Genomic DNA, 18,890 nt, shown 5'->3' with positions numbered 1-18,890 from the left:
TATGTAGGAGCAGCCTTGTGCTGCGAAGAGGCCATTACTGCCACAGAGTCTCTTTTGCCGTGCCGGCCCCTTCGCAGCACAAGGCTGCTCCTACAGGTAGTGCACTGCACCTGTGGGAGCGGGTTTACCCGCGAAGGGGCCGGCACAGGCAACCGAAACCTTTCAGCCCGCCACCGCTCCAGGCAACACCCTGTAAACGGCCCGGAACGCTTTCCGGGCCGTTTTCATTTAAAGTTCAACCCCTTGGCAACGTCAGGCAAAGGTAAACCTCTGGTAAAGGCGCTTTGCTAAAACGATGCCAGTGCTTATCGTTCATTCTCCCCAAGCCGTCATTCCGAACAAGGTTCGTTCAACCCATGCAAGTGTCCAATTCCCGCTCCCCTCGTCGCTGGCTCGTCGGCCTGCTGATCCTGCTGCTGGTTGCTGCACTGGCCTGGTGGCTGTGGCCCGCAGCGACGCCTGCGCATAAAGAAGCCGGTGGCGGGCGCGGTGGCAAGGGCATGGGCATGATGGGCGGTCGCCCGGGCTTCGGCGGCTCCAGCGACCCGGTGCCGGTGCGCGTCGAGCCGGTGCGGGTGGGCGACTTCCCGCTGTACTACAAGGCCCTGGGCACAGTCACCGCGACCAACACCGTCAACGTGCGCAGCCGCGTGGCTGGCGAGCTGGTCAAGATCCACTTCAAGGAAGGCCAGCAGGTCAAGGCCGGCGACCTGCTCGCCGAAATCGACCCGCGCCCGTACCGCATTGCCCTGCAGCAGGCCGAGGGCACCCTGGCGCAGAACCAGGCGCAACTGAAGAACGCCCAGGTCGACCTGGCCCGCTATAAAGGCCTGTACGCCGAAGACAGCATCGCCAAGCAAACCCTCGACACCGCCGAAGCGCAGGTGGCACAGTTCCAGGGGCTGGTGAAGACCAACCAGGCGCAGGTCAACGACGCCCGCCTGAACCTCGATTTCACCCAGATCCGCGCGCCGATCAACGGCCGCGTAGGCCTGCGCCAGCTCGACCTGGGCAACCTGGTGGCGGCCAACGACACCACCGCGCTGGTGGTGATCACCCAGACCGAGCCGATCAGTGTTGCCTTCACCCTGCCGGAAACCGAGTTGAGCACCGTGCTGGAGCGCTACCGCAGCGGCGCCAGCCTGCCGGTCGAAGCCTGGGACCGCAGTGACAGCAAGCTGCAGTCCACCGGCGTGCTGGGCAGCATCGACAACCAGATCGACACCACCACCGGCACGCTCAAGTTCAAGGGCCGCTTCGAGAACAAGGACCTGGCCCTGTTCCCCAACCAGTTCGTCAACGTGCGCCTGCTGGCCGACACCCTCAAGCAGGTGACCATGGCCCCGGCGGCGGCCATCCAGTTCGGCAATGACGGCTCGTTCGCCTACGTGGTCAATGACCAGAACACGGTCAACATCCGCAAGCTCAAGGTCGGCGCCAGCGACGGCGAGAACAGCGTCATTCTCGAGGGCCTCAAGGCCGGCGACCGCCTGGTGCTGGAAGGCACCGACCGCCTGCGCGAAGGCACCAAGGTGGAAGTTGTCGAAGACAGCTCGCAAGTGCCGACCACCCCGGGCCAGCACCTGCAAGGCCAGGAAGCCAAGGGTTCGGCAAGCACTGGCGATGTGCAGCCCGGTCAAGCACAGCCTGGTAGCGCAGCAGGCAAGGCGGGCGCATGAACCTCTCGCGTCTGTTCATCCTGCGGCCGGTTGCCACCACGCTGAGCATGCTGGCCATCGTCCTGGCCGGCCTGATCGCCTACAAGCTGCTGCCGGTTTCCGCATTGCCGCAGGTGGATTACCCGACCATCCGGGTCATGACCCTGTACCCAGGCGCCAGCCCGCAGGTCATGACCAGCGCGGTTACCGCGCCGCTCGAACGTCAGTTCGGCCAGATGCCAGGCCTGGAGCAGATGGCCTCGACCAGCTCTGGCGGCGCCTCGGTGCTGACCTTGCGCTTCAACCTCGACATGAACATGGACGTTGCCGAGCAACAGGTGCAGGCCGCGATCAACGCCGCCAGCAACCTGCTGCCCAGCGACCTTCCGGCGCCGCCGGTGTACAACAAGGTCAACCCGGCCGACACCCCGGTGCTGACCCTGGCCATCTCCAGCAAGACCATGCCGCTGCCCAAGCTCAACGACCTGGTCGATACCCGTGTGGCACAGAAGCTCGCACAGATCAGCGGTGTGGGCATGGTCAGCATCGCCGGTGGCCAGCGCCAGGCGGTGCGGATCAAGGTCAACGTCGATGCCCTGGCCGCCAACGGCCTGAACCTGGAGGACGTACGCACCCTGATCGGCGCTTCCAACGTCAATCAGCCCAAGGGCAACTTCGACGGCCCGACCCGGGTGTCGATGCTCGACGCCAACGACCAGCTGCGTTCCCCTGAGGAATACGCCAACCTGATCCTGGCCTACAACAATGGCGCGCCTCTGCGTCTGAAGGATGTTGCAGAAATCGTCGACGGCGCCGAAAACGAGCGCCTGGCTGCCTGGGCCAACGAAAACCACGCCGTGCTGCTGAACATCCAGCGCCAGCCGGGCGCCAACGTCATCGAAGTGGTCGACCGCATCAAGGCCTTGCTGCCGTCGATCACCGACAACCTGCCGGCCGGCCTCGATGTGTCGGTACTCACCGACCGCACCCAGACCATCCGCGCCGCGGTCAAGGACGTGCAGCACGAACTGCTGATCGCCATCGCCCTGGTGGTGATGGTCACGTTCGTCTTCCTGCGCCGTTTCAGCGCCACACTCATCCCGTCGATCGCCGTGCCGTTGTCGCTGATCGGCACCTTCGGCGTGATGTACCTGGCCGGTTTCTCGGTCAACAACCTGACCCTGATGGCCCTGACCATCGCCACCGGTTTCGTGGTCGACGACGCCATCGTCATGCTGGAGAACATCTCCCGGCACATCGAGGAGGGCGAGACGCCCATGCAGGCGGCGCTCAAGGGCGCCCGGCAAATCGGCTTCACCCTGATCTCGCTGACCTTCTCGCTGATTGCGGTACTGATCCCGCTGCTGTTCATGGCCGATGTGGTCGGCCGCCTGTTCCGCGAGTTTGCCATCACCCTGGCGGTGGCCATCCTGATTTCCCTGGTGGTATCGCTGACCCTCACGCCGATGATGTGCGCGCGCCTGCTCAAGCGCGAGCCCAGGGAAGAGGAGCAGGGCCGTTTCTACCGCGCCAGTGGCGCCTGGATCGACTGGCTGATCAGGCACTACGGTAGCGCCCTGCAGTGGGTCCTCAAGCGCCAGCCGTTGACGCTGCTGGTGGCCGTGGCCAGCCTGGCGCTCACCGTATTCCTGTACATGGTGGTGCCCAAGGGCTTCTTCCCGGTACAGGACACCGGGGTGATCCAGGGCATTTCCGAAGCGCCGCAGTCCACCTCGTTCGCCGCCATGAGCGAACGCCAGCAGGCGCTGAGCAAGGTGATCCTGCAGGACCCAGCGGTGCAGAGCCTGTCGTCCTACATTGGTGTCGATGGCGACAACGCCACGCTCAACAGCGGCCGCCTGCTGATCAACCTCAAACCCCATGGCGAGCGTGATGTCACTGCCAGCGAGGTGATCAACCGCCTGCAGCCACAAGTCGATCGGCTGGTGGGCATCCGCCTGTTCATGCAGCCGGTGCAGGACCTGAGCATCGAGGACCGGGTCAGCCGGACCCAGTACCAGTTCAGCCTCTCGTCGCCCGACGCCGACCTGCTGGCGCAGTGGAGCGGCAAGCTGGTGCAGGCGTTGCAGCAACGCCCGGAACTGGCCGACGTGGCCAGCGACCTGCAGGACAAGGGCCTGCAGGTTTACCTGGTGATCGACCGCGACATGGCCGGCCGCCTGGGCATCAGCGTGTCGCAAATCACCAACGCCCTGTATGACGCCTTCGGCCAGCGTCAGATCTCGACCATCTACACCCAGGCCAGCCAGTACCGCGTGGTGCTGCAGTCGCAGGATGCGGCGGTGATCGGCCCGCAGGCGCTGGAGTCGATCCACGTCAAGGCCACCGATGGCGGCCAGGTGCGCCTGTCGGCGCTGGCGCGCATCGAGCAGCGCCAGGCCCAGCTGGCCATTTCCCACATCGGTCAGTTCCCGGCGGTGACCTTGTCGTTCAACCTGGCCCACGGCGCTTCGCTGGGCAAGGCGGTGCAGGTGATCGAGCAGGTGCAGAAGGACATCGGCATGCCGCTGGGCGTGCAGACCCGCTTCCAGGGCGCGGCGGAGGCCTTCCAGGCTTCGCTGTCGAGCACCTTGCTGTTGATCCTGGCGGCGGTGGTGACCATGTACATCGTGCTGGGCGTGCTGTACGAGAGCTACATCCACCCGGTGACCATTCTTTCGACCCTGCCGTCGGCAGCGGTCGGCGCCTTGCTGGCCTTGCTCATCAGCGGCAACGACCTTGGCATGATCGCCATCATCGGCATCATCCTGCTGATCGGCATCGTCAAGAAGAACGCGATCATGATGATCGACTTCGCCCTCGAGGCCGAGCGCCAGCAGGGAATGAGCCCGCGCGATGCCATCTACCAGGCGGCGCTGCTGCGCTTCCGGCCGATCCTGATGACTACCCTGGCCGCGCTGTTCGGCGCCGTGCCGCTGATGCTCGCAACCGGTTCCGGTGCCGAGCTGCGCCAGCCGCTGGGCCTGGTGATGGTCGGCGGGTTGCTGGTCAGCCAGGTGCTGACGCTGTTCACCACCCCGGTCATCTACCTGTACTTCGACCGCCTGGCCCGCCGCTGGCGCCCGGCCACTGACGTGAAGCAGGCCGAGGCATGAACCTGTCCGGTCCTTTCATCCGTCGCCCGGTTGCGACGATGCTGTTGAGCCTGGCGATCATGCTGCTGGGCGGGGTCAGCTTCGGCCTGCTGCCGGTGGCACCGCTGCCACAGATGGACTTCCCGGTAATCGTGGTGTCGGCCAACCTGTCAGGCGCCAGCCCGGAAGTGATGGCGTCCACCGTGGCCACGCCGCTGGAGCACAAGCTTGGCAGCATTGCCGGCGTGACCACCCTGACCAGCAGCTCCAACCAGGGCTCCACACGGGTGATCATCGGCTTCGAGATGGGCCGCGACATCGACGGTGCGGCGCGCGAGGTGCAGGCGGCGATCAACGCCACCCGCAACCTGTTGCCCAGCGGTATGCGCAGCATGCCCACCTACAAGAAGATCAACCCGTCGCAGGCACCGATCATGGTGCTGTCGCTGACTTCGGACGTGCTGCAGAAGGGCCAGCTGTACGACCTGGCCGACACCATCCTGTCGCAGAGCCTGGCCCAGGTGCCCGGGGTAGGGGAAGTGCAGATCGGCGGCAGTTCGCTGCCGGCGGTGCGCATTGCCGTCGAGCCGCAATTGCTCAACCAGTACGGCCTGTCGCTGGATGAAGTACGTACTGCCGTGTCCAACGCCAACCAGCGCCGGCCGATGGGCTTTGTCGAGGACGCCGAGCGCAACTGGCAGGTGCGCGCCAATGACCAGCTGGAAAGCGCCAAGGACTACGAGCCGCTGGTGATCCGCCAGCAGAACGGCACCATCCTGCGCCTTTCCGACGTGGCGACCATCACCGACGGCGTCGAGAACCGCTACAACAGCGGCTTCTTCAATGACCAGAGCGCGGTGCTGCTGGTGGTCAACCGCCAGACAGGCGCCAACATCATTGAAACGGTCGACCAGATCAAGGCGCAGTTGCCGGCCCTGCAGTCGCTGCTGCCGGCCAGCGTGCAACTGAACGTGGCCATGGACCGTTCGCCAGTGATCAAGGCAACCCTCAAGGAAGCCGAGCACACCCTGCTGATCGCCGTGGTGCTGGTGATCCTGGTGGTCTACCTGTTCCTCGGCAGCCTGCGTGCTTCGCTGATCCCCAGCCTGGCGGTGCCGGTCTCACTGGTGGGCACCTTCGCGGTCATGTACCTGTGCGGCTTCTCGCTCAACAACCTGTCGCTGATGGCGCTGATCCTCGCCACTGGCCTGGTGGTGGACGATGCCATCGTGGTGCTGGAGAACATATCCCGGCACATCGAGGACGGCCAACCGCCCATGAAGGCGGCCTTTCTGGGCGCCAAGGAAGTGGGTTTCACCTTGCTGTCGATGAACGTGTCGCTGGTGGCGGTATTCGTCTCCATCCTGTTCATGGGGGGCATCGTGCGCAACCTGTTCCAGGAGTTCTCCATCACCCTGGCGGCGGCGATCATCGTGTCGCTGGCGGTGTCGCTGACCCTCACGCCGATGCTGTGCGCCCGCTGGCTCAAACCGCACCAGGCCGAGCCGACACGTCTGCAGCGCTGGAGCGAACAGTTGCACCAGCGCATGGTCGATGCCTATGACCGCAGCCTGGGCTGGGCCTTGCGCCACAAACGCCTGACGCTGATCAGCCTGCTGGCCACCATCGGCATCAACATCGCCCTGTACGTGGTGGTGCCGAAAACGCTGATGCCGCAGCAGGATACCGGCCAGCTGATAGGCTTCATCCGTGGCGACGATGGCCTGTCGTTCAGCGTCATGCAACCGAAAATGGAAATCTACCGCCGCGCCTTGCTGGCCGACCCGGCAGTGCAGAGCGTTGCCGGCTTCATCGGTGGCAACAGCGGGACCAACAATGCCTTTGTGCTGGTGCGCCTGAAGCCGATCAGCGAGCGCAAGCTCGACGCCCAGAAGGTGATCGAACGCCTGCGCAAGGAAATGCCCAAGGTACCCGGCGGACGCCTGTTCCTGATGGCCGACCAGGACCTGCAACTGGGCGGTGGTGGCCGTGACCAGACCTCTTCGCAGTACCTGTACTCCCTGCAGAGCGGAGACCTGGCGGCCCTGCGCGAATGGTTCCCGAAAGTGGTGGCGGCGCTGCGTGCACTGCCGCAACTGACTGCCATCGACGCCCGCGACGGTGCCGGCACCCAGCAGGTGACCCTGGTGGTCGACCGTGACCAGGCCAAGCGCCTGGGCATCGACATGGACATGGTCACCTCGGTGCTGAACAACGCCTATAGCCAGCGGCAGATATCCACCATCTACGACAGCCTCAACCAGTACCAGGTAGTGCTCGAGATCAACCCGAAGTACGCCTGGGACCCAAGCACCCTCGAGCAGGTGCAGGTGATTACCGCCGACGGTGCCCGGGTACCGCTGTCGACCATCGCCCACTACGAGAACAGCCTGGCCAACGACCGGGTCAGCCACGAAGGCCAGTTCGCCGCCGAAAGCATCGCCTTCGACGTCGCCGAAGGCTACAGCCCCGACCAGGCCATGGCGGCGCTGGAGCGTGCGGTGGCCAAGCTGGGCTTGCCCGAGGAAGTGATCGCCAAGCTCGGCGGTACCGCCGATGCCTTTGCCAAGACCCAGGAAGGCCAGCCGCTGATGATCCTTGGCGCGCTGGTGCTGGTCTACCTGGTGCTGGGCATTCTCTACGAAAGCTACATTCACCCGCTGACCATCCTCTCGACACTGCCCTCGGCCGGCGTCGGTGCCTTGCTGGCGCTGTACGTCACCGGCGGCGAGTTCAGCCTGATCTCGCTGCTGGGGCTGTTCCTGCTGATCGGCGTGGTGAAGAAGAACGCCATCCTGATGATCGACCTGGCCTTGCAGCTGGAGCGCCACCAGGGCCTGACACCGGAAGAGTCGATCCGCCGGGCTTGCCTGCTGCGCCTGCGGCCGATCCTGATGACTACCCTGGCGGCCATCCTCGGTGCCTTGCCGCTGCTGCTGAGCCGCGCCGAAGGCGCGGAAATGCGCCAGCCTCTGGGCCTGACCATCATTGGCGGCCTGGTGTTCAGCCAGGTCCTCACTCTTTACACGACACCGGTGGTCTACCTGTACCTGGACCGCCTGCGTCACCGTTTCAACCGTTGGCGTGGCGTGCGCACCGACGCCGCCCTGGAAACCCCGCTATGACTTTTGCCCAGACCCCACTTCACCGTGCCCTGCAGACGTTGACCCGTGGGCGTGGCTCGCGCCTGCTCGGCGCCGGGTTGTGCGTCGCCTTGCTCAGCGCCTGCACCCTGAGCCCGGACTACCACCGCCCGGAACTGAGCAGCACGGCGCAGTTCAAGCACGCCGAAGGCTGGACCCAGGCCACGCCGTCCGATGCCATCGCCCGCGGCGCCTGGTGGGAAATCTACGGCGATGCCGGGCTCAATGCACTGGTCGAAGAGCTCAACCGCAGCAACCAGACCGTGGCCCAATCGGAGGCCCAGTATCGCCAGGCCCAGGCGCTGGTGCGCAGCAGCCGGGCGGCGCTGTTCCCCAGCCTGGACCTGAGCGTCGGCAAGACCCGCTCGGCCCAGGGTACCGGCAGCTCCAGCTCGAGCCTGTCCAACAACAGCAGTGGCATTCGCAACACCTACAATGCCCAGCTCGGCGTCAGCTGGGAAATCGACCTGTGGGGCAAGCTGCGCGAGACCCTGAACGCCAACGAAGCCAGTGCCGAAGCCAGTCTGGCCGACCTGGCCTCGATCCGCCTCAGCCAGCAGTCGGAACTGGTGCAGAACTACCTGCAGTTGCGGGTGATCGACGAGCAGAAACGCCTGTTGGAAGCCACCGTGGCAGCTTATGAACGTTCCCTGCGGATGAACGAAAACCAGTATCGCGCTGGCGTCGCCGGCCCTGATGCAGTGGCCCAGGCGCGTACCCAGCTCAAGAGCACCCAGGCCGACCTGATCGACCTGGTCTGGCAGCGCGCACAGTTCGAGAATGCCATTGCCGTGTTGCTGGGCAAGGCCCCGGCGGACTTCGCCCTGGCCGACAGCAAATCCATTCCGGCGCTGCCGCAAATTCCGGTGGCCTTGCCTTCGCAGTTGCTGGAGCGACGCCCGGACATCGCTGCGGCCGAGCGCAACGTGATGGCTGCCAACGCCAACATCGGCGTGTCGCGGGCGGCGTATTTCCCGGACCTGAGCCTGAGCATGAGTGGCGGTTACTCCAGCAGCAGCTTCAGCAACTGGATCGAACTGCCCAACCGCTACTGGTCGGTGGGCCCGCAACTGGCGCTGACCTTGTTCGACGCCGGCAAGCGCAGTGCCGAGGTGGACCGCACGGTGGCGGTGTATGACCAGACCGTGGCGCAGTACCGCCAGACCGTGCTCGACGGCTTCAAGGAAGTGGAAAACCTGCTGGTGCAGTTGAAGGTGTATGGCGATGAGGCGGTGGTGCGCCAGGAGGCACTGGATGCTGCCCGCGAGTCGCTGCGCCTGACCGAGAACCAGTACCGCGCCGGGCTGATCGGCTACCTGGATGTGGTCAACGTGCAGACCACGGCGCTGAGCAACGAGCGCAGTGTGTTGAACCTGCTGCAAGGGCGCCTGGTGGCCAGCGTGCAGCTGGTTGCTGCCCTGGGTGGTGGTTGGGATGCCGGGCAAGCCTTCGCCGAGCAGGATTGAAGCGACCCGCAGACGCGTACCTCTGTAGGAGCGGCCTTGTGTCGCGATCGGGCCGCAGAGCGGCCCCAGAACTTTGTGTACAAGCACAGATCGCTGGGGCCGCTTCGCAGCCCGATCGCGACACAAGGCCGCTCCTACAGCTACCGCGCATGCGTCCAGGCCCTCGCAGTCTTTGGATCCATTCCCATTCGCAAAAACCCCGTGCGTTTCGCCTGACCTTGAGTACAATCGTCAGCTTTTTCCGGGCCTCCCGCCCCGCTGGAACTCTCGATGCTGATCGGTAGCTATTCCTCTTCGCTGGTGTTGATTTCGCTGTGCGTGGCGGTTCTGGCGTCCTATACCGCCCTTGACCTGACCGGCCGCATCGCCACGGCCAAAGGCCGGGCTGCCTGCCTTTGGATGGGGGGTGGCGCGTTGGCCATGGGCATCGGCGTGTGGTCGATGCACTTCATCGGCATGCTCGCCTTCAGCCTGCCCATCGACCTGGGCTACGACCTTGCCCTGACCGCGTTCTCGCTGCTGATTGCGGTGTTGTCCTCGGGCTTTGCCTTGTGGCTGGTCAGCCAGCCGAGCCTGCCGTGGCAGCAATTGGCATTTGGCGCACTGATCATGGGCACCGGCATTGCCTGCATGCACTACACCGGTATGGCCGCGCTGCGCATGCTGCCGGGCATCGACTATGACCCGACGCTGTTCGGGGTCTCGCTGCTGATTGCCGTGGCCGCCTCGGCAGCGGCGTTGTGGATCGCCTTCCGTCTGCGCGCGCATACTCCTTATGTGAGGCAGATTCGCGGCCTGGCGGCGGTGGTGATGGGCTTTGCCATCGTTGGCATGCACTACACCGGCATGGCCGCGGCGAATTTCCCCGAAGGCAGCTTCTGCGGTGCGCTGGCAGCGGGAGGCCTGCAAGGCGACGGCCTGGTCTACCTGGTACTGATCACCACGCTGGCGGTACTGGCGGTGGCCTTGCTCACCTCGGTACTGGATGCCCGCCTGGAGGCACGCACCGCCGAGCTGGCCCGTTCGCTGACCCTGGCCAACCAGGAACTGACCCAGCTGGCCCTGCACGACACGCTCACCGACCTGCCCAACCGTACGTTGCTGGCCGACCGCATCGAGCAGGCCATTGCCAAGGTAGCGGAGCAGGGCGGCTGCTTTGCCCTGATGTTCATCGACCTGGACGGCTTCAAGCCCGTCAACGATGCTTTCGGCCACCACATCGGCGACTTGCTGCTCAAGGCCGTGGCGGCGCGCCTGCGCGGGCACCTGCACAGCCAGGACACGCTGGCGCGCATCGGCGGCGACGAATTCGTGCTGCTGGTGGAGCTGCGCGAGCCGAACGATGCCATGGATGTGGCGGTCAAGCAGGTCAACCTGGTGTCACGGCCATTCCGCGTGGCCGAGCATGACCTGCAGCTGACGGCGAGCCTGGGCATCGTCCTGTACCCGGGCAATGGCCTGGACCAGCATGAGCTGCTGCGCAATGCCGACGCTGCCATGTATCACGCCAAGAGCGCCGGCAAGAATGGCTACAGCTTCTTCGACGCGTCGATGAACAGCAACGCCCGCCAGCAATTGCAGCTACTGCAGGACCTGCGCCAGGCCCTGGAGCAGCGCCAGTTCCGCCTGCACTACCAGCCCAAGTTCGACGCCCAGAATTGCCAGCCGATCGGTGCCGAGGCCTTGCTGCGCTGGGAGCACCCGCAGCAGGGCCTGTTGCTGCCCGACCATTTCATCGGCCTGGCGGAAAAGACCGGCCTGATCATCCCCATTGGCGAATGGGTGCTCATCGAGGCCTGCCGGCAGATGCGCCAGTGGCTGGACCAGGGGCACCACGGCTGGCGCATGGCGGTGAACCTGTCGGCTATCCAGTTCTGCCATGCCGGGCTGGTCGAGAGCGTGGCCCGAGCCCTGCAGCAGAACAGCCTGCCGGCCAACTGCCTGACCCTGGAAATTACCGAAACCACCGCCATGCACGACGCCGATGCCAGCCTGACGGTGCTGCAACGGTTGTCCGACATGGGCGTGGACCTGTCCATCGATGACTTCGGCACCGGCTATTCCAGCCTGATGTACCTCAAGCGCCTGCCGGCCAACGAGCTGAAGATCGACCGCGGTTTCGTGCGCGACCTGGAGCAGGACAGCGACGATGCGGCGATCGTTTCGGCAATCGTGGCGCTGGGCCAGGCGCTGGGGCTGCGCATCGTTGCCGAAGGGGTGGAGACCGACAGGCAGCAGGACTTCCTGACCCGCCTGGGCTGCGATTCGCTGCAAGGCTACCTGCTGGGCCAGCCGGTGCCGGCCGAGCAGTTCATGGGCAAGTTGCAGGCCATGCGCCAGGAAAGCACGGCAGCGGGTTAGACCGCGTCGCGCAGGGTGAAGGCGGGCATGAAGGTATCCATCTCCGCCTCGACGGCCTCGATGATGCGCTCTACGTCGGCGGCGGCCATGATTGCCGAGCAGGGGATGCCGGCAATCGCCAGCAGGGTTTCGCCGGTGGCGCGGTCGAACAGCCGCGCGACCATGCTGCGCGGCGCATCCATGCTGGCTTCGAAGCCCAGTGGGTGGAAATGCCAGCGCATCACCTGGCAGGCGTTGGGGAACGTCATCTTGTTCATGCCAGCCTCCTTGTTCGTACCTGGACGTGGTGAGCGGGTGGCCACATCGATGCGGCCGCCGGGAAAGTAACCATAGCACCTGTCACGCACTATTCTCGGCGGCCAATAAGACAAATTCACTGATGCATGACAGAGGTCACATCTTTGTCATGGACGGCATTTTGCGCAGGCCCGCAAGGCAAACGTTTTCCTGGCATGTTGACGGCAGATAACCCGCCAGGTGCTGCCAATTTGATCGAATTTGCCGCGCGATGTTTTCGGACGAGCGGTGTGATCAGCCGAGCAACCCGGCAGCGATATTGATGGTGAATCCCAGGATCGCCGTGTTGAATACGAATCCCACTAGTGAATGTGCCAGCACTACCCGCCGCAACTCCCGCCCGGCGATGCCCACGTCGGAGGTTTGTACCGCCACGCTGATGGTGAACGAGAAATAGTGGAAGTCCCAGTAATCGGGGTTGCGTTCGCCATCGGCGAAGCGCAGCGGCGGTTCGTGGTTTTGTCCGGTATAGAACAGCCGCGCGTAGTGCAGGCTGAAAATGCAGCCGATCAACAGCCAGGAACCGGCCACGGTCAGGCCGGTGTAGAGGTAGTGCACGACCAGCGCCGTGCCTTGCAGGCCACGGCTGGACACCAGTTGCAGGGTGACGGCGGCGAGGCTGGCGATGGCGGCGATGCACACGGTGAGCAGGACCAGGCCGGCGTTTTCGTCTTCGACGCGGGCGACCTTGCGTACCTTTTCCGCATTGGCGCTCAAGGTCAGGTAGAGCACCAGCAGCAGGTACAGCCATACGCCAAGGTTCCAGCCGGCGAGGATGTGCTGCACGCTGTCGCTGGCGGGGATCAGCCAGGCGCCGAGCAGGCCGACCACAGTGGCGATGCTCAGGCGCGGGTGGGTGTGGGTCAGGCGGTGGAAAGCCATGGGGTCTCTTTTGCGGGGGGCATGGTTTCTACTCTAGACCGTCATGAGGCAGATGAGCGGCATGCGCTGGCCCATGTAGGAGCGGCCTTGTGCCGCGAAAGGGCCGCAAAGCGGCCCCGACAATTCCTGAAGGTGCGAAGATCCTGGGGGCGCTTCGCACCCCTATCGCGACACGAGGCCGCTCCTACAAAAAAGCGGGCTGCATGGCCTGATGTTTCTTTGCTGCCGCCCATCGCACGGCATTGCAACTCTCAGTACACTGCACGCTCCAACACCAACATCCGTTGAACTCGAGGTTTCTGCATGACGCTCAGTCCTTTGGCAGGCAAGCCGGCTCCGGCCAGCGTGCTGGTCGATATTCCCCGACTGCTCACCGCCTACTACACCGGCCGCCCCGACGCTGCCGTGGCGGCCCAGCGGGTGGCCTTCGGCACCTCGGGGCACCGTGGCACTTCGCTTGAATTGAGCTTCAACGAGTACCACGTCCTGGCCATTACCCAGGCCATCTGCCTGTATCGCCAGGAGAAGGGCATCGATGGCCCGCTGTTCATCGGCGCCGACACCCACGCACTGTCGGCACCGGCTACCGCCAGCGCCCTGGAAGTGCTGGCTGCCAATGGCGTGCAGGTAATGCTGTCCAAGGACGACGAATACACGCCAACACCAGCGGTTTCCCATGCCATCCTCTGCCATAACCGTGGCCGCGAGCAGGGCCTGGCCGACGGCATCGTCATCACCCCGTCGCACAACCCGCCGCAAAGCGGTGGCTTCAAATACAACCCGCCCAATGGCGGCCCGGCCGACAGTGACGTGACCAAGTGGATCGAGGCCAAGGCCAACGAACTGCTGGCTGCTGACCTGGCGGGCGTCAAGCGCATGGACCATGCCCAGGCGCTGCAGGCATCCACCACCCAGCGTCACGACTACGTGAGCAACTACGTGGCCGACCTGGAAAACGTCATCGACTTCGACGTCATCCGCGCTGCCAAGCTGCGCCTGGGCGTCGACCCGCTGGGCGGGGCAGGGGTGCGCTACTGGTCGGCGATCGCCAAGCATTACCAGCTCGACCTGGAAGTGGTGAACACCGAGGTCGACCCGACCTTCCGCTTCATGACTGTCGACTGGGACGGCCAGATCCGCATGGACCCGTCTTCGCCCTATGCCATGCAGGGCCTGATCGGCCTGCGCGAACGCTTCGACGTGGCCTTCGCCTGCGACCCGGACCACGATCGCCATGGCATCGTCACCCCCGATGGCCTGCTGCAGCCGAACAACTACCTGGCCGTGGCCATCGACTACCTGTACCGCCACCGCCCGCAATGGCGCAGCGATGCCGCCGTCGGCAAGACCGTGGTGTCCAGTGGCCTGATCGATCGCGTCACCCAGCGCCTGGGCCGTGAACTGTACGAAGTACCGGTGGGCTTCAAGTTCTTCGCCCAGGGCCTGTTCGACGGCACGCTGGGCTTTGGTGGCGAGGAAAGCGCGGGGGCTTCGTTCCTGCGCCGCGATGGCTCGGTCTGGGCCACCGACAAGGACGGGCTGATCCCGGCCTTGCTGGCTGCCGAGATGACCGCCCGCACCGGGCGCAACCCGAGCCAGGCCTACGCCGACCTGACCGAGGCGCTGGGCAAGCCGTTCGCCACCCGTGTCGAAGCCAAGGCCGATGCCCGGCAGAAGGCTTTGCTGAGCAAGCTGGCGCCGGAGCAGGTGAAGTCGACCGAGCTGGCGGGTGAGCCGATCGTGCAGATCCTCAGCCATGCGCCGGGCAACGGCCAGGCGATCGGCGGGCTGAAGGTGATGACCGCCAATGGCTGGTTCGCCGCACGCCCGTCGGGCACCGAGGATATCTACAAGATCTACGCCGAAAGCTTCATCGACGAGGCGCACCTGCAGCGCCTGGTGCAGGAAGCGCAAGTGCTGGTGGATGCGGCGATTGCCTGACTGGTAACAAACCGCTTGGTTCTGTGGTGCGCTGTAAATTAGAATTAATCTTATTTACACTACCGCAGGGCCTTCCCCATGATCGACGCCGCGCCGCCACCGGAGCATAGCCTGCCTGCCCTGCACCGGGAACACCGCGGCTGGCTGGAAACCTGGCTGCGGCGGCGCATGGGCAATGCCTGGGATGCCGCCGACCTCAGCCAGGATACCTTCCTGCGTATCTTGGCCAGCGCCCAGCCGCTGGCAGACATTCGCGAACCGCGTGCCTACCTGCTGACCGTGGGCAAGCGCCTGCTGAGCAACTTCCACCAGCGGCGTAGCCTGGAACAAGCCTACCTCGATGCACTGGCGCAGTTGCCCGAGCAGCATGTGCCCTCGCCAGAGCAGCGTTGGGTACTGCTGGAAACCCTGCAAGCCCTCGACGAGTTGCTCGACGGCCTCAAGGTGCCGGTACGCAAGGCCTTTCTCTGGAGCCAGCTGGAGGGCCTGGGCTATGCCGAGATCGGCAAGCGCCTGGGCGTTTGCGAGCGCTCGGTCAAACGCTACATGGCGCAGGCCTACGAGCATTGCCTGCTGGCCGAACTGCAATGACCAGCCATTCCCCCGAAACCCGCGAGGCACTGCAGGCCGCCGCGCGCTGGCTGGCACTGGTGGACTCTGGCGCTGCCAGCGAGGGTGACCTGCAGCGCCTGGAACAATGGCGCACCAGCAGCACCTTGCACGAACACGCCTGGCAAAAGGCACTGCTGTTGCGCCAGCGCTTTTCCGCGCTACCCGGCGCATTGGCCATGGCCACCCTGGACCGCCCGGATACCGGCCGCCGGGCGCTGCTCAAGCAGGCCCTGGGCGTGGCTGCATTGTTGCCGGCGGCCTGGCTGGCAAGCCGCGAACTGCCGCTGGAGGCCTGGGTCGCCGACATGCGCACCGCGGTCGGGGAGCGCCGGCAGGTGCTGCTGAGCGATGGCACATTCGTGCAGTTGAACACCGACAGTGCGGTGGATATCGACCTGGGCGCGCGTCGCCTGACATTGCTGCGTGGCGAAGTGGCAATCAGGTTGCCCGGCAACCTGAGCCTGACGTTGCAGGTGCCCTATGGCCAGGTCGCGCTGGATGCCGGCGAGGTGTGCCTGCGCCTGGTCGATCAGGCCTGCCGGGTATCGGTGCTCAAGGGCACGGCCAACCTGCAGCCGCGGCAAGGCCCGGCACTGTTGCTGCAGGCCGGGCAGCAGGCCAGCCTGCAAGTGGCCGGGGTTGGCCCTGTCACCGGCCTGGACGCCTGGCCGCTGGGCTGGCGCGAAGGCGTGCTGCGCCTGGAGGACCGCCCCTTGGGCGAGCTGCTGCACGAGCTGCGCAGGTACCGCCCCGGCGTGCTGCGCTGGGCGCCCGAACTGGAGGCACTGCGCGTGACCGGTACGTTCCGCCTCGACGACACCGACCGGGTGCTGGCCTTGCTCGCCGCCAGCCTGCCGTTGCAGGTGCACACGCGCACGCGTTACTGGGTAAGCCTGGCCGCGCGAGAAAATCGCGCATGAGGCTGTCCCCTTTTTTCCGCTCACCGGTCATTACCGGTAGGAGCAAATAAAGGGGAGCCTTGTTCAATGCCTGTTGTCATGTCCTGCCGCCTGCGCCCACTGGCGCGTGCGGCACATCCGTTGTTCGCCATGAGCCTGTTGTTGTGTGCACCGGCCTGGGCCGATGAACCTGCCCGGCGCAGCTATCAGGTGCCGGCCGCCAGCCTGGGTGCGGCACTTACCCAGTTTGCCGACCAGGCCGGGGTGAGCCTGTCGCTGGACCCGGCGCTGGTCAACGGCCGGCAGAGCAATGGCTTGTCCGGCAGCTACAGTGTCGACGAAGGCTTCACCCAGCTGCTGCGCGGCAGCGGCCTGCAGTTGCTGCCGGTGGGCGAGGGTGCTTTCACGTTGATGCCGGCCCGCCAGGCGAATGGTGCGCTGGAAATCGCCCCGACCAGCATCGTCGGCGGCCTGGCCGCAGGCAACGAAACGCAACCATACGCCGGTGGCCAGGTAGCACGTCAGGGTTCACAGGGCCTGCTCGGCACGCGCGATTTCATGGAAACCCCGTTCAGCATCACCAGCTACACCAGCGAACTGGTGAAGAACCAGCAGGCGCGAACCTTGGGCGAACTGATCGCCAGCGACCCATCGGTGCGCGCCACCAACCCGGCGGGTGGGCGCTTCGAGCAGTTCACCATTCGCGGCTTCAGCCTGTTCAACAGTGATGTGGCCTACAACGGCCTGTACGGCATCCTGCCGACCTACTCGATCGACATGGAAATGGCTGACCGGGTCGACATCATCAAAGGCCCCAGCCAGCTGATCAACGGCATTTCGCCGCGAGGCAGTGTCGGCGGCGGCATCAATGTGCAGCCCAAGCGGGCCGGCGACCAGCCGCTCACCGAGTTTACCGGCAGCTATGCCTCGGCCGGTCAGGCAGGCGGTGCGGTGGACGTTGGTCGGCGCTTTGGCGAAGGCCAGCAGTTCGGCGTGCGCTTCAATGGCGTGAAACAGGCGGGCGATACCGAATGGGACCACCAGCGAGTCGAACGTGAAATGGCGGTGTTGGGCCTGGACTTTCGTGGCGAGCGCCTGCGGCTTTCGGCGGACCTTGGCCATACCGAGCGCGATACCGATGCACCGCAGGAGCGGGTGCTGGTCGGTGCCAATGCCAAGGTGCCGGACGCCAACGACGTACGCCACAACTACGCCCAGGCCTGGAGCAAGGCGCGCACCAACGACACCTTCGGTGCGCTGCATGCCGAGTACGATATCAGCGAGTCGCTGCTGGCCTATGGCGCGGTCGGCGCGCGCAAGAGCAACCATGACTTCCTGCGCCACAACGTGTCCATCAGCAACGATGCCGGCGACTTCACCGTGCAGCCGCGCGACTTCACCCGGGATGAAAGCGTGCGTACCGCCATGGCCGGCGTGCGCAACTGGTTCCATACCGGGCCGGTCAGCCACGAACTGAACCTGGCCGCCACCTACTTCTACATGGACTTCACCAACGGCGGCGCCCGCTATGCCTCGGCGCCCAGTAACCTCTACCACCCGGTGGCCACGCCGACACCGGGCACGCCAACCCGCATCGACCCTGAGGTGTACACGGAAAACCGCTTTTCCGGCGTGGCCCTGGCCGACACCCTGGGCTTCTTCGATGACCGCCTGCTGCTGACCCTGGGCGCGCGTTGGCAGCGGGTGCAGGTGGATGACTGGAGCGACGGCATCAAGGGGGATACCGCCTACGATGAAGAGAAGGTGTCGCCCTCGGGCGGCGTGCTGCTCAAGGTTACCGACCAGCTGTCGTTGTATGCCAACTACATGGAGGGCCTGAGCCAAGGAAAGATTGCGCCGTCGACATCGGTCAACGAAGACCAGATCTTCCCGCCGTTCACCAGCCGCCAGGTCGAGGTGGGGGCCAAGTACGACCTGGGCCAGGTCGCCTTTACCGCCAGTGCCTTCCGCATCCGCCAGCCCGCCTATGAAACCAACCCCACATCGCGGGTGTTCGGCCCCAATGGCAAGCGCGACAACCGCGGTATCGAACTGAGCGTGTTCGGCGAGCCCGTGCAAGGCGTGCGTGTGCTGGGCGGGGTGATGTATATCGACAGCGAACTGACCGACACCATCGGTGGCGCCTACGATGGCAACCGCGCGCCGGCCACGCCCGAGTACAACGTCAACCTCGGCGCAGAATGGGATGTGCCTGGGGTGAACGGCCTGACCCTGACGGCGCGGGGCATCCACTCGAGCTCGCAGTACCTGGACCAGAACAACAGCAAGCAGATCGACGGTTGGGAGCGTTACGACGTGGGGGCGCGTTATGCGTTCAAGGTGGATGCCACCCAGGTTACCTTGCGCGCCAGTGTCGAGAACGTGCTGGGCGACCGCTACTGGAGTTCGGCCGGAGCTTCGGATGACAGCGAGCCGGGGCTGACGCTGTCTACGCCGCGTACCTACCTGCTGTCGGCGACAGTGGGTTTCTAGCCCATTTCAAAAGTGGGCGCGTTCCCTGTAGGAGCGGCCTTGT

General features: G+C 65.1%; 11 protein-coding genes. 9 read left to right on the top strand and 2 right to left on the bottom strand.

All coding sequences use genetic code 11. The features are described 5' to 3' along the window. The first annotated feature begins 356 nt into the window (after positions 1-356). The 5 genes from E5221_RS16265 to E5221_RS16245 all read left to right on the top strand — a co-directional run bounded on the left by E5221_RS16265 (position 357) and on the right by E5221_RS16245 (position 11,723). Positions 357-1,679 (top strand): MdtA/MuxA family multidrug efflux RND transporter periplasmic adaptor subunit, encoded by a 1,323-nt coding sequence (locus E5221_RS16265; RefSeq protein ID WP_039614184.1) that lies wholly within the window; start codon positions 357-359, stop codon positions 1,677-1,679. After that, positions 1,676-4,774, top strand: a complete 3,099-nt coding sequence (locus E5221_RS16260; protein ID WP_013972978.1) for an MdtB/MuxB family multidrug efflux RND transporter permease subunit — start codon at positions 1,676-1,678, stop codon at positions 4,772-4,774. Before E5221_RS16265 ends, E5221_RS16260 begins: the two co-directional genes overlap by 4 nt. Further along, the gene (locus tag E5221_RS16255; protein WP_247845979.1) at positions 4,771-7,878 is read left to right on the top strand and encodes an efflux RND transporter permease subunit; all 3,108 of its coding nucleotides are present in this window, start codon (positions 4,771-4,773) and stop codon (positions 7,876-7,878) included. Before E5221_RS16260 ends, E5221_RS16255 begins: the two co-directional genes overlap by 4 nt. After that, positions 7,875-9,362 (top strand): efflux transporter outer membrane subunit, encoded by a 1,488-nt coding sequence (locus E5221_RS16250; protein WP_061551624.1) that lies wholly within the window; start codon positions 7,875-7,877, stop codon positions 9,360-9,362. Before E5221_RS16255 ends, E5221_RS16250 begins: the two co-directional genes overlap by 4 nt. A 270-nt stretch (positions 9,363-9,632) precedes the next feature. Next, a complete protein-coding gene (locus E5221_RS16245) occupies positions 9,633-11,723 on the top strand; it encodes an EAL domain-containing protein (RefSeq protein WP_247845978.1) in 2,091 nt (696 codons plus the stop codon). Here the strand turns inward: E5221_RS16245 and E5221_RS16240 are convergent. Continuing rightward, positions 11,720-11,980 carry a DUF1652 domain-containing protein gene (locus tag E5221_RS16240; protein WP_013972974.1) on the bottom strand — a complete coding sequence of 87 codons (261 nt, stop codon included), beginning with the start codon at positions 11,978-11,980 and terminating at the stop codon, positions 11,720-11,722. The two genes, E5221_RS16245 and E5221_RS16240, sit on opposite strands and share 4 nt — an antisense overlap. 274 nt (positions 11,981-12,254) lie before the next feature. After that, entirely contained in the window at positions 12,255-12,902 is a 648-nt protein-coding gene (locus tag E5221_RS16235; protein ID WP_061304991.1) for a DUF1345 domain-containing protein, read from the bottom strand. A gap of 303 nt (positions 12,903-13,205) precedes the next feature. Here E5221_RS16235 and pgm point away from each other — a divergent pair, with 303 nt between their 5' ends. From pgm to E5221_RS16215, 4 genes are all read left to right on the top strand, one after another. Next, complete coding sequence (gene pgm, locus E5221_RS16230) at positions 13,206-14,843, top strand: phosphoglucomutase (alpha-D-glucose-1,6-bisphosphate-dependent) (RefSeq protein ID WP_015270683.1); 1,638 nt, start codon at positions 13,206-13,208, stop codon at positions 14,841-14,843. Between the two features lie 78 nt (positions 14,844-14,921). Further along, positions 14,922-15,434 (top strand): sigma-70 family RNA polymerase sigma factor, encoded by a 513-nt coding sequence (locus tag E5221_RS16225; protein ID WP_247845977.1) that lies wholly within the window; start codon positions 14,922-14,924, stop codon positions 15,432-15,434. Beyond that, complete coding sequence (locus tag E5221_RS16220; protein WP_182329679.1) at positions 15,431-16,375, top strand: FecR domain-containing protein; 945 nt, start codon at positions 15,431-15,433, stop codon at positions 16,373-16,375. Before E5221_RS16225 ends, E5221_RS16220 begins: the two co-directional genes overlap by 4 nt. A gap of 66 nt (positions 16,376-16,441) precedes the next feature. Next, complete coding sequence (locus tag E5221_RS16215) at positions 16,442-18,847, top strand: TonB-dependent receptor (RefSeq protein WP_247845976.1); 2,406 nt, start codon at positions 16,442-16,444, stop codon at positions 18,845-18,847. The last annotated feature ends 43 nt before the right edge of the window (positions 18,848-18,890 follow it).

The organism is Pseudomonas sp. A2, assembly GCF_023100865.1.
Lineage (GTDB): Bacteria > Pseudomonadota > Gammaproteobacteria > Pseudomonadales > Pseudomonadaceae > Aquipseudomonas > Aquipseudomonas asiatica.
The sequence above is the reverse complement of the archived record's forward strand: the minus strand, read 5'-3'. Positions and strand labels throughout refer to the sequence as shown.

Bases quoted from the DNA above. Each gene is read 5' to 3' on its own strand.
- pgm (WP_015270683.1), top strand. From the start codon at position 13,206: ATGACGCTCAGTCCTTTGGCAGGCAAGCCGGCTCCGGCCAGCGTGCTG.
- E5221_RS16235 (WP_061304991.1), bottom strand. From the start codon at position 12,902: ATGGCTTTCCACCGCCTGACCCACACCCACCCGCGCCTGAGCATCGCC.
- E5221_RS16255 (WP_247845979.1), top strand. From the start codon at position 4,771: ATGAACCTGTCCGGTCCTTTCATCCGTCGCCCGGTTGCGACGATGCTG.
- E5221_RS16215 (WP_247845976.1), top strand. From the start codon at position 16,442: ATGCCTGTTGTCATGTCCTGCCGCCTGCGCCCACTGGCGCGTGCGGCA.
- E5221_RS16245 (WP_247845978.1), top strand. From the start codon at position 9,633: ATGCTGATCGGTAGCTATTCCTCTTCGCTGGTGTTGATTTCGCTGTGC.
- E5221_RS16265 (WP_039614184.1), top strand. From the start codon at position 357: ATGCAAGTGTCCAATTCCCGCTCCCCTCGTCGCTGGCTCGTCGGCCTG.
- E5221_RS16240 (WP_013972974.1), bottom strand. From the start codon at position 11,980: ATGAACAAGATGACGTTCCCCAACGCCTGCCAGGTGATGCGCTGGCAT.
- E5221_RS16250 (WP_061551624.1), top strand. From the start codon at position 7,875: ATGACTTTTGCCCAGACCCCACTTCACCGTGCCCTGCAGACGTTGACC.
- E5221_RS16260 (WP_013972978.1), top strand. From the start codon at position 1,676: ATGAACCTCTCGCGTCTGTTCATCCTGCGGCCGGTTGCCACCACGCTG.
- E5221_RS16220 (WP_182329679.1), top strand. From the start codon at position 15,431: ATGACCAGCCATTCCCCCGAAACCCGCGAGGCACTGCAGGCCGCCGCG.
- E5221_RS16225 (WP_247845977.1), top strand. From the start codon at position 14,922: ATGATCGACGCCGCGCCGCCACCGGAGCATAGCCTGCCTGCCCTGCAC.